At 35.9% G+C, this 10,598-nt stretch carries 5 protein-coding genes; 4 read left to right on the top strand and 1 reads right to left on the bottom strand.

The genetic code is table 11. The features are described from left to right. Positions 1-316: 316 nt before the first annotated feature. Positions 317-2,323, bottom strand: a complete 2,007-nt coding sequence (locus tag Q0X66_RS15540) for a putative porin (RefSeq protein WP_297707978.1) — start codon at positions 2,321-2,323, stop codon at positions 317-319. Between the two features lie 291 nt (positions 2,324-2,614). Between Q0X66_RS15540 and Q0X66_RS15535 the strand changes: the two genes are divergently transcribed. From Q0X66_RS15535 to Q0X66_RS15520, 4 genes are all read left to right on the top strand, one after another. After that, entirely contained in the window at positions 2,615-6,682 is a 4,068-nt protein-coding gene (locus tag Q0X66_RS15535; RefSeq protein WP_297707976.1) for a thrombospondin type 3 repeat-containing protein, read from the top strand. Continuing rightward, entirely contained in the window at positions 6,679-7,194 is a 516-nt protein-coding gene (locus tag Q0X66_RS15530; protein WP_297707974.1) for a hypothetical protein, read from the top strand. The genes Q0X66_RS15535 and Q0X66_RS15530 overlap by 4 nt, the downstream gene beginning before the upstream one ends. Before the next feature lie 152 nt (positions 7,195-7,346). Further along, complete coding sequence (locus Q0X66_RS15525; protein WP_297707971.1) at positions 7,347-7,943, top strand: ribonuclease HII; 597 nt, start codon at positions 7,347-7,349, stop codon at positions 7,941-7,943. Positions 7,944-8,077: 134 nt separating this feature from the next. Next, positions 8,078-10,540 (top strand): ribonuclease HII, encoded by a 2,463-nt coding sequence (locus Q0X66_RS15520; RefSeq protein WP_297707969.1) that lies wholly within the window; start codon positions 8,078-8,080, stop codon positions 10,538-10,540. Positions 10,541-10,598: the final 58 nt, after the last annotated feature.

Here is a 10,598-nt window from a genome sequence, read left to right as displayed (position 1 = left end):
GTCAATGAACTTCTGTATTCCGTAGCTCTTACATTCTAATTCCAAACTTAACCAATGCTACTGCTCAGCTAAGCGGGTGCAAATATAAAGCACTTTTTTTCCTTGTACAACCCTAAATCAAAAAAAAATATACTATAAAAATTATTAAACTATAACACCTTGAAAATGAAGCTTTCACCATTAAATATTATTGGTGTAATACCCAAATATTTTAGCTAATAATCAAACCAGGCATAAAAGAATATCCTAACAAAACAGCAGATAAAAGTCAGACCTGCAATCTGAACCCGTATTTATTTGCAGTTTTAATGTATTATTAGTAGAAGAAATTCCAGACCAATCCAAAACGTATTACAAAATCACGATATGGGTAATCAGGAGCGGCATAAAAGGTATTCCCTGTAAATGAAGAATTAAAATGTTCTGCTTTAAGATATATCCTTGCAGTTTTGACTTTTGCATTTATAAAAAAGTCAAATAATGGAAATCCTCCTAGTTTTTCCTGGTTCTGTGTATAAAATTCTGCAAGTAACGGATTGTAGGCGTCCATATTATAGCTACTAAAATATTTAAAGGTTACTCCCGTTTGCAGGAACATCGCTTTTTTGAAAACATGCTTGGAAAAATAAAGCGTATTTCTTGTGACAAATGTGGGTAGATTTAATACTTCATTATCCTGTATGACATTCTGATACATTAGTGTATTGCTCAATGCCCAGTCTCCAAATTTAAATTCTTTAAAATATTTGACTTTTAAGTAATTTACGCTATTCGTTTCCTGAAATGGTTTTATATAAGCATTCTCCAAATTGGCATCAACTTGTTCATCATTTGCAAGAGAAGCAAAATAAGTATAATTGTCTGTTGTTGTATATTTCGCGCTTATATTACCCCACACCTGTGATTCCAGATTAAATTGCAGACTGCTCAGACGTTCTTTTTCAAAGCTTTGAGTGTTATACCAGTTGTAGTTTTCATAATCAGACTGATACAATAAGAAGTTAAAATTTGGTAATCTGGAAGATGAATGCAGACTGGCACTAATTTTATTCTTTTCATTAATTTGGTAACTGGCCGACACATCAATAATATTTCCTGTTAACTCTCCGGAGATATTGTAAGCGATACCTCCATCTAACATGAAACCCCCTATCTGTTTTTTGTATTTTGCACCTAGGGCTACCTCCGCTCCTTTCAACCTATTTGGTATAAAACCTTCATCAGTGGTAATTGTGCTATTGAAAAAATAATTGTAGTTATACAAATTAACAGATGCCTTTAAAACACCCAGGGTTCTGTTAGAAAACTCTGCATTAATCTCATTATACATGGTCTTTAAGTTAGCCCTGTCACTAATAGGGCTTACCAGAGCATCTCCAAAAAATTCGTTTGCAGCATCCTGTTGAAATTTGTAATTCTTGGATTCGTAGGTAAAAGTATGTCCAAACCCCAGGTAATTAGATTTAGAACTTACGGAATCAGTTTCATTTTTAATCAATCTGTATTGGTGCTCTAGAAAATATCTTTTACCAATTAGAATGTTCTGGGCATCCGTAAAAAAAACATCTATTCTGGACCGGTCTTTAAAATCGGGATCTTTAGATTCAAACTGTAGTTCTTTATTGGAAATTCCACCGTTTTCTTCTCCTTCAATTTCCTGAGATGTCCAGTGTGCCCTTAATCTGTAACGTTCATTCTTTGTAACATAGTTGGCGCTAGATTTAAAATTTCCCGATTTGACCTGACTCCATTGGTACTTCCCTAAAGACCTGAATCCTTTATACCCTATAGACAAGTTAAATCGTCTTGAAGTGTTAAAGGTTAGCATGGCATCTAACAGTTGACCCTGTTCAAAAGTAGTTTTAAAAAAAAGATCTGTCAAAGGAGTGGCTACATTATAATAAGATATGTCCGCCACCTCTAAATAATTAAAATGCCTTGCTTTAGAACCAATAGTTGGGTAAAGGGTATTGCGATCCAAATTGAGACCAAGGTGATTATAAGGCTGACCTACATTGGAAAAAGGCATTAATTCAAAATCATCCCTGCGCAAATAATTGTATTTGTATTCTTTTTGTATACTAAGTGTGGTATCTAAATAAGTAGAGTCTCTTGTATAAGAAATAACTTTATAATCCCTGATCGTAATTCCCGTACTATCTTTTTGTTTACTTTGTTTCCCTGATTTGCTTTGTTCTTTCTTTTTATCTCTCTCCATTTTGTACAAGGCAGGATCTTTCAATTTGGACGGTGCTATTGAATCATTTTGTGAAAAAAGTGAATGGCTGGTAAAAACCAAAAACAACAAAAGGAGATATCTCATTGAAAGACTTTGGTTACAATTTTTGATAGTATTGATTCTTATCAGACTGCTTATAATAATGTAACAACTACTAAATGGATTATTCTGCCTATGGCAAATGATTATTGTTTGATGTTAACAGCAAAGTTAATTTTTTTGTTCCTAATGAAATGTGAAAGTTTTATATTGATTATACTTGTCAAAAAAAATCAAGAACCTTCAAATTATAGAAATATTGAGCACAAATTAGTGCCTTTCATCAGAAATAATTGATTATTCCTTGTTTTTTCAGGATATTTATAAAAAATGTATATGTTAAGAAAATTAGCTTTGTTCTGTTTGCTGGCAGGATTTTTTTCTAATGCTCAATACAATGAAGGGGCACCCTGGATGAAAGACTTAGTTAACAAGAAGTCATCTGTGGCCAAAACCACCCAAGAGAATTTTACTTTTAAAGAAATAACCAACGCTTTTGATAAGTACTGGGAAGGAAAAGATATTACTAAGAAAGGAATTGGCTACAAACCTTTTAAGCGATGGGAAAATTATTGGAAGCACTTTGTTAATATTGACGGTAATCTTCCTACATCCAGACAACTATATGATAGCTGGAAAGTTCAGCAAGCCAATAAGGGAGACGTAAATCCAACCAGTAATTGGACAGCTGTAGGTCCATTTTCATCCGGCATATTATCCATTGGCCTACCCGGAACCGGAAGAGTAAATGCCATTGCGGTAGATCCAAACAACGAAAATATCTGGTATGCGGGTGCCCCATCAGGAGGCTTATGGAAAAGTACAGATGCAGGTGATACATGGACAAACTTTTTTGACGATTTTCCCCAGATAGGAGTCTCAGGTATTGCCATAGATAAAAATGACTCTAATATTGTATATATAGCTACAGGTGACGATGACGGAGGAGCTTCATATAGTATAGGAGTCTTTAAATCATTGGATGGTGGGGTTACCTGGAATGAAACCGGCCTGAATACCAGGAATACCGATTATAATTGGACCATGAATGAAATTGTAATAGACCCTACCAATTCGGACGTTATCTGGGTGGGCACCAATAGGGGACTCCTGAAATCTGCAGATGGTGGTGATAACTGGGAAACAAAAATACCTGGTACCATAAAGGACTTTAAATTAAAACCCGGGGATAGTAATACCGTTTATGGGGTTTCAAATAATGCATATTATAAGTCCATCAACGGGGAAGATTTCACTCCCATTAGAGATATTTTACCCACCTCTTCGGGAAGATTAGTTTTAGGAGCAATCAATATTTGGAAAAGCACAAACGGAGGTGACTCCTTTAACAGGCTGAATAATAATGATACAGATTTAACACCGGCATATACGCATGTCGATATTCATACTTTAAAAATATATAATAATAAGTTATTTACAGGAACGGATGGAGGTTTATATGTATCTGAAGATAATGGTATAACTTTTACAGATAAGACAAATGGAATGTCTATTACACAGTTTTATCGTATTTCAATTGGTAAAAATAATGCGTCCAAGATCGCGGGTGGTACACAGGATAATTCGGGTTTCGTTTATAATAATCAGGAATGGAATATCTATTCCGGAGGAGACGGCATGGATTATGAAATAGACCCCACCAACGACAATATCATTTACGGTTTTTCACAATTCGGTGGAATCTTGTACATAACCACCAATTCCGGTCAGAACCTAGGTGGTGTCCTTCCTCCTTCTGATGGCCTGGGTAATCCACTCAGAGGAAACTGGATCACACCTCTGGCAATTAGTAGTGAGGGTGATGTGTATTCTGGTTTTAACGCAGTTTATAAATTATCAGGTAATTCATGGGAAAAGGTCTCTTCCAATTTAAGTCTTACTAATATTGATGACCTGGAAGTAGATCCAAATAATCCGATGACCCTCTTTGTTGCTCAAAACAATATATTATATAGAAGTCAGGATGGTGGTGTCACTTTTATCTCTTTAAAAGAATTTGATGCTGATATTTCAGACATCACCATCAATAGTAATGACTCCAATATTGTTTATTTGACTACATCGGCTTTGAATTCAAACAACATTCCCAATAATATACCCTCAAATGATAGAGGTATATTTAAGGTTACCATAAACGGGAATACGGCAACTGAAGAAAATATTACCTATAACATCCCAACAGACCAGGCATTTTTCTCTATAGTACACCAGAGCCGGGATACTAATAACCCCTTATTTGTTGGGACCAGTACGGGGGTCTACCGTCTGGACGACACCCTTACTGAATGGGAAGATTATTTTACCAACCTGCCGAGTACGGGCATAAGTGATCTTGAAATAAGTATTGATGATGAAGTTATAGTGGCCAGTACGTACGGAAGTGGTATCTGGCAATCTCCTATTGATATTCAGTTACCCGAAGACGACATAAAATTGGTATCCTTAACACCAATTCCCGGATCGGTACTCTGCAGTGAAATTTTACCTGAAATCTTTGTTCAAAATAAAGGACTTAACCCGATAACCGAAATTGATGTCACTTATTCTCTTAATGGAGGGGCGATACAAAATTTTACATGGAACAGCAGTACTATTCTTAGCGAAGAAACAATGACCATTTCCTTACCTTCTCAGAATATTGAAACTATCGGGGAATCAGTTCTGGAAGCCACAGTTACCATTATTAATGATACTTATGATGATAACAACAGCGTCTCAACTACATTTTACGTTAATGACTTCGGTATAGGTGATATGGTTAATACTTTTGAATCGCCAGATGAAACCCTGGTCACCTATAACCAAACGGGAGGTATCAGCGTTTGGGAAAAAGGTATCCCCTCCGCAAGTGTTCTAAACCAGGCAGCTTCAGGTGAACAAGTCTATGCCACCAATTTGGAGGGCGTTTACCCTGACGAAACGCAATCATTCCTGGTTAGTAATTGCTATGAACTCTCCACTATTCTGGCCCCTGTTCTTAAGTTCAATATGGCATATGATTTAGAACCAAATTTTGATATTGTCTATGTGGAATATTCACTTGACGAGGGTGTTTCATGGAATGTTCTGGGTACAATAGACAGTGAACCCAATTGGTATACCAGTGACAGAACTAACGCTTCCTCAGGGAATGAAGATGACTGCCAAAATTGTCCAGGGGCTCAATGGACGGGCACCAACGCTACTTTATCCGAATATGCTTATGACTTTGTTGCCAACGCTGCAAGGGGAGAAACAGATCTCACAAACGAACAAAGCGTGATATTTAGAATAGCATTTGTGTCAGATCCATTTTTAAACCAGGATGGGGTAGTAATTGACGATTTAGTTGTTGAGGGTTTTCAGGATGATGATGATGATGATAATGATGGCGTAGTGGATATAAATGACAACTGTCCATTAATTAGTAATGCAGATCAATTAGATAGTGATAATGATGGAGAAGGTGATGTCTGCGACATCGATGATGATAATGACGGGGTTCCGGATACGGAAGATAATTGCCCACTAATAGCTAATGCAGATCAGGCAGATACCGATAATGATACTTTAGGTGATGTTTGTGATGATGATGCTGATAATGATGGTGTTCCTAATTCCATAGACCTTTGTTCAAATACGGCTCAGAACGATGTTGTTGACATTACCGGATGCACAATTTTTTCTTTAGCTGCCAATAACTTTCAAGTACTTAGCACCGGGGAAACATGCAGTACCAGTAATGATGGCAACATTACTATAGAGGCTCAGGCTAATTTAAATTATTCGGCTGCACTTAGTGGCAATGGTACCGCTCTGAATAATAATTTTTCAGATACTGTATCCTTTAGCGACCTTAAGGCAGGGGTCTATCGCCTGTGCATTACAGTAGAAGGAGAAAGTAGTTACGAATTATGTTATGATATCAACATTACTGAACCGGAAGCACTTTCTGTAACTTCCAAAATAAGTTCGGCATCTAATAAGGTTACCCTTGGTTTATCGGGAGGAATAAATTATTTCATCACATTAAATAATAAGGAGTATCGAACCTCAGAAAGTGAAATAACATTGCCGCTTTCAATGTTGGAAAATACTTTAAGCGTTAAAACAGATAAGGATTGCCAGGGTATTTATGAAGAAATGATTGTCCTGACTTCTGAATTATTTATTTATCCCAATCCAATATCCGCCGGCGAATTAAACGTATATCTAGGGAATCAAAATTTAGATGAAGTTGAATTATCATTGTTTTCCATAGAGGGCACCAAAGTTTTTACCAAAACTTACCGTGTTTCAGAAAATGAGGTAAAATTTAATGTAGATGGCCTATCCAGGGGTATTTACCTGTTAAATGTTAAAACAAAAACATCTTTGTTGAATTATAAAATAATTAGGCGATGAAACTAAACTATGGAATTTTCATACTAGCCATTTTTTTTATTGCCGCCTGCGGAGGAGAGGACAATAACAATAACCCTGATCCGGATCCCATTTCGGATCCGGATCCGGTGGCATCACCCTTGGCATCGACTCTGGTCTTTCCTGACAATAATACCGAATGCAACGAGGGTGTTGTATTAAATGAGTCTCAAAGCTTAGTGACTTTTGAATGGAATGCTTCTCAAAATACAGATAGCTACGAAGTTAACTTAAGAAACCTCAACTCCAATGCAAGTTCAAAATCTAATTCCAATACCAACTCTGCTGATATAACCCTGGATCGTGGAGTGCCTTATGAATGGTTTGTTGTGTCTAAAGCAGACGGAACCAATACAACTGCTTCAAGCAGTACCTGGAAATTTTATAATCAGGGCCCTGGGGTTGAAAATTACGCACCTTTCCCTGCTGAAGTAGTAAATCCAGCACGTGGCTCAGCGATTATGGCACCGATAGTGATCCTTCCACTTTGTTAGGAACTACTTCGGATTCTTTTATTGAGGCTGCAATATCCACAGGGGAATATTACTGGCGTGTTATTAGCAAAGATAGCCAGGGAAATAGTTCTGAATCTGAAATTTTCGAATTCAGTGTATTATAAGCAGTAAAATGAGCTTGCCGAGGAATTATGCTAAAATATTATCAGGACAGTGAACTTGAAGCCGGAACAGATGAAGCGGGAAGGGGCTGCCTTGCCGGACCTGTTACTGCGGCAGCAGTAATATTACCAAGCACGTTTGCTGAAGAATCGCTTAATGATTCCAAGAAATTATCCGCATCAACCAGAAACAGGCTGCGTCCTCTTATTGAAATTAGTGCCATTTGTTATGGTGTAGCACATATTCAAACAGATATAATTGATGGTATTAATATTCTCAACGCTTCAATACTTGCCATGCATAAGGCTATTAACAAGCTGTCTAAAGTGCCTGACTTTTTAATAGTGGATGGCAATAGGTTTAAGCCAATTAATGAAATTCCTTTTAAATGTATTATTAAAGGTGATAGCAAATTTCAAAGTATTGCTGCGGCATCAATATTGGCTAAAACCTATAGAGATGCCTATATGGAAAAAATTCATGAAGAATTTCCGATGTACAATTGGAAACAAAACAAAGGCTATGGCACCGAAGAGCATAGACAGGCAATAGTGGATTACGGTATTACCAAATATCACAGAAAAAGCTTTAAATTATTGCCCGAACAACTAAAGCTTCACTTATAATGTACACCTTTCAGATATTCCTTTTGAGTTAAATTCCCGGAAAAACATTTCGTTTTGAATATCATAAATAACTTCCCTGCTTACGGCATAGATAAAAGTAGATAAAGTTCTAAATTTGCTACAAAGCATTGTACATGAGATTTAAATTAGTTTTCACCTTTATTGTTTTTTGTATCCTCTCATGCCAGAAACAAAAAGAATCTACAACACCACTTTTAGATTATCTGCCCAAAAATGCTTCATTAATAATTAAAGTTAACAATCTGACTAACCTAAAAAGCGAATTTAAAAACAATGAATTTTTAAAACCACTGACTTCAACGAAGAACTATGAAAATATCCTGGGAAGGACCAAAGCACTTCAATTTGTCCAAAGCGATACCAGCGGCATCCTTGCCTTTACTGAAATTGATTCTCTAAATTCCGAATTCATTTATGTCTCCGACAAACCGTTGAGTTTTATTAATCCTGATAAAGACGAAAGCCCCACCATTGAATCAGTCTCTTTTGAAGGCAGAAGTTATAAGAGATACGAAATAGAACAAAGTACTTTTTTTAGTATTGAACTCGATCGGCAAATTTTACTTGGATCATCTCTTAATCTTTTAGATGACATCATTGATAACATAAATAACACCGAAATTGACCCCATTCTTAATTCGCTGTTTGAAACTTCGAATATTGATAAATCTGCTTCCGTTTTCCTGAATCTGGAACAGAGCAATTGGATGGATGAATATGTTTTTAAAAAAGATACTACAATACGATTTTCAGGTTTTGCAGATTGGGTAACCTTTGATATAGAACCCTCTCAGGATTTCCTCCAATTGAATGGTATATCAATTGCCAAAGAATCAACCAAAAACTTGCTTAGTTTATTCAAGAATACAAGACCTGCGGTTGGAAACTTAAGTGCAAAAATACCGGCAAATACAGATGCATTTATTTCCTTTTCTTTTGATAATTATGATGATTTTGCCCAAAATCAGAAAGACTATTTAGAGGCGCCGTTTAAAAGAGACAGTGTTTTCAATACTGTTGAAGAAATTGGCGTGCTGTTTATCGAAAACAAAAAAGCGGTTATCTTAAGCACCTATGGCGCAGAAAACATCACGCAGTTTCTGGAAGATAAGAGTAATAACAATGCCATATATATGGGTCGTGAAACTTTCGAACTTGTCAGCAACAAATTTCTTTACGAATACTTTAATCCGCTGCTTAAGGAATTTAAAGCCAATTATTATACTATCCTGGAAAACACTTTTATTTTTTCAGAAGAGCTTGATGTCTTGCAAGGGATAATTCGGGACAATAGTAGTGGTTCCACATTTGACAAAAGTATGCTATATGAAACGGCGCGTAAAGTTCTCGCAGATGAATCGAGCATTGTTTTTATGGCTAATGCAAAGGGCATGGAAGATATCTTGAAGATGCATTGCACTAAGGAACTATTAAATGATTTTAATAAAACAGAAGCTTCCAATTATATTTTTGCCGGACAAATTGTTGCCGATGCAAATTTTTATCATACCAATCTACTCATTCAAAAGAAGTATAAGGAAAAAGAGAGGAATACTATTTCGGCGCTATTCCGGGTAGAATTAGATAGTGATTTAGCTACTAATCCCCAATTTGTAAAAAATCACAGGACCAACAAAAAAGAAATTGTGGTTCAGGACATGGATAACAATTTGTATTTAATATCCACTAAGGGTAAAATATTATGGAAAAAACAACTAAAGGGAAAAATACAAGGCAAGGTAAGTCAGGTAGACCTATATAAAAATGGACGGTTACAATTAGCTTTTACCACCGGAAATGAATTCCTGATTTTAGATAGAAACGGCAAAGAAGTAGCCCCTTTTAATATGAATTTCCCTGGCGGAAACTTAAATGAACTTGCAGTATTCGATTATGAGGGCAAAAGAAATTACCGCTTTGTCATTGCCCAGGGGTCAAAAGTTTATATGTATAATTCAAAAGGTAAGATTGTAAGGGGTTTTAAATATACAGATACAGGTAGTCCGGTTCTTGCGGCACCCAAACATATTAAAAGTGGTAATAAAGATTATTTGGTTTTTATGTTGGAAAATGGAGAACTTAAAATAATGAATCGCGTAGGTAATACGCGAGTTAAGGTATCTGAGAAAATTGAATTTTCCTCTAATAATACTTATTTATACAAAAATAATTTTATCGTAACGGATAAAAAAGGTACCCTCTATTCAATTGATACTAAAGGAAATGTTTCGAAAACAAAACTTAACTATTCCGAAGATCATGGACTTGATGCAACAAGCAGAACACTGGTTAGCAATAATGAAAATATTCTGAGTATTAAGGGAAAAAAAGTAACGCTCGATTTAGGGGTCTATACCCATCCCGTTATATTTTATGTTCATGATAAAATATACATAAGTGTGACTGACATCCAAAGTCAAAAGGTGTATCTGTTTGACAGTAATGCGGTAGCAATTCAAAATTTTCCGGTATTTGGATATTCCATGATAGACCTGGATGATATTGATAATGACCGTAAGATAGAATTTGTATGTAAGGATCAGGAAAATGCGCTTGTACTTTACAAAATTAATTAGACTGTATCCGAAAACCATCCACACAGTAAAATAAACCAAATACACAATATTCCTAAGC

This window comes from uncultured Eudoraea sp. (genome assembly GCF_947260015.1).
In the GTDB taxonomy this organism is placed as follows: Bacteria; Bacteroidota; Bacteroidia; order Flavobacteriales; family Flavobacteriaceae; genus Eudoraea.
The sequence above is the reverse complement of the archived record's forward strand: the minus strand, read 5'-3'. Positions and strand labels throughout refer to the sequence as shown.

Bases quoted from the DNA above. Each gene is read 5' to 3' on its own strand.
- Q0X66_RS15530 (WP_297707974.1), top strand. From the start codon at position 6,679: ATGAAACTAAACTATGGAATTTTCATACTAGCCATTTTTTTTATTGCC.
- Q0X66_RS15535 (WP_297707976.1), top strand. From the start codon at position 2,615: ATGTTAAGAAAATTAGCTTTGTTCTGTTTGCTGGCAGGATTTTTTTCT.
- Q0X66_RS15520 (WP_297707969.1), top strand. From the start codon at position 8,078: ATGAGATTTAAATTAGTTTTCACCTTTATTGTTTTTTGTATCCTCTCA.
- Q0X66_RS15525 (WP_297707971.1), top strand. From the start codon at position 7,347: ATGCTAAAATATTATCAGGACAGTGAACTTGAAGCCGGAACAGATGAA.
- Q0X66_RS15540 (WP_297707978.1), bottom strand. From the start codon at position 2,323: ATGAGATATCTCCTTTTGTTGTTTTTGGTTTTTACCAGCCATTCACTT.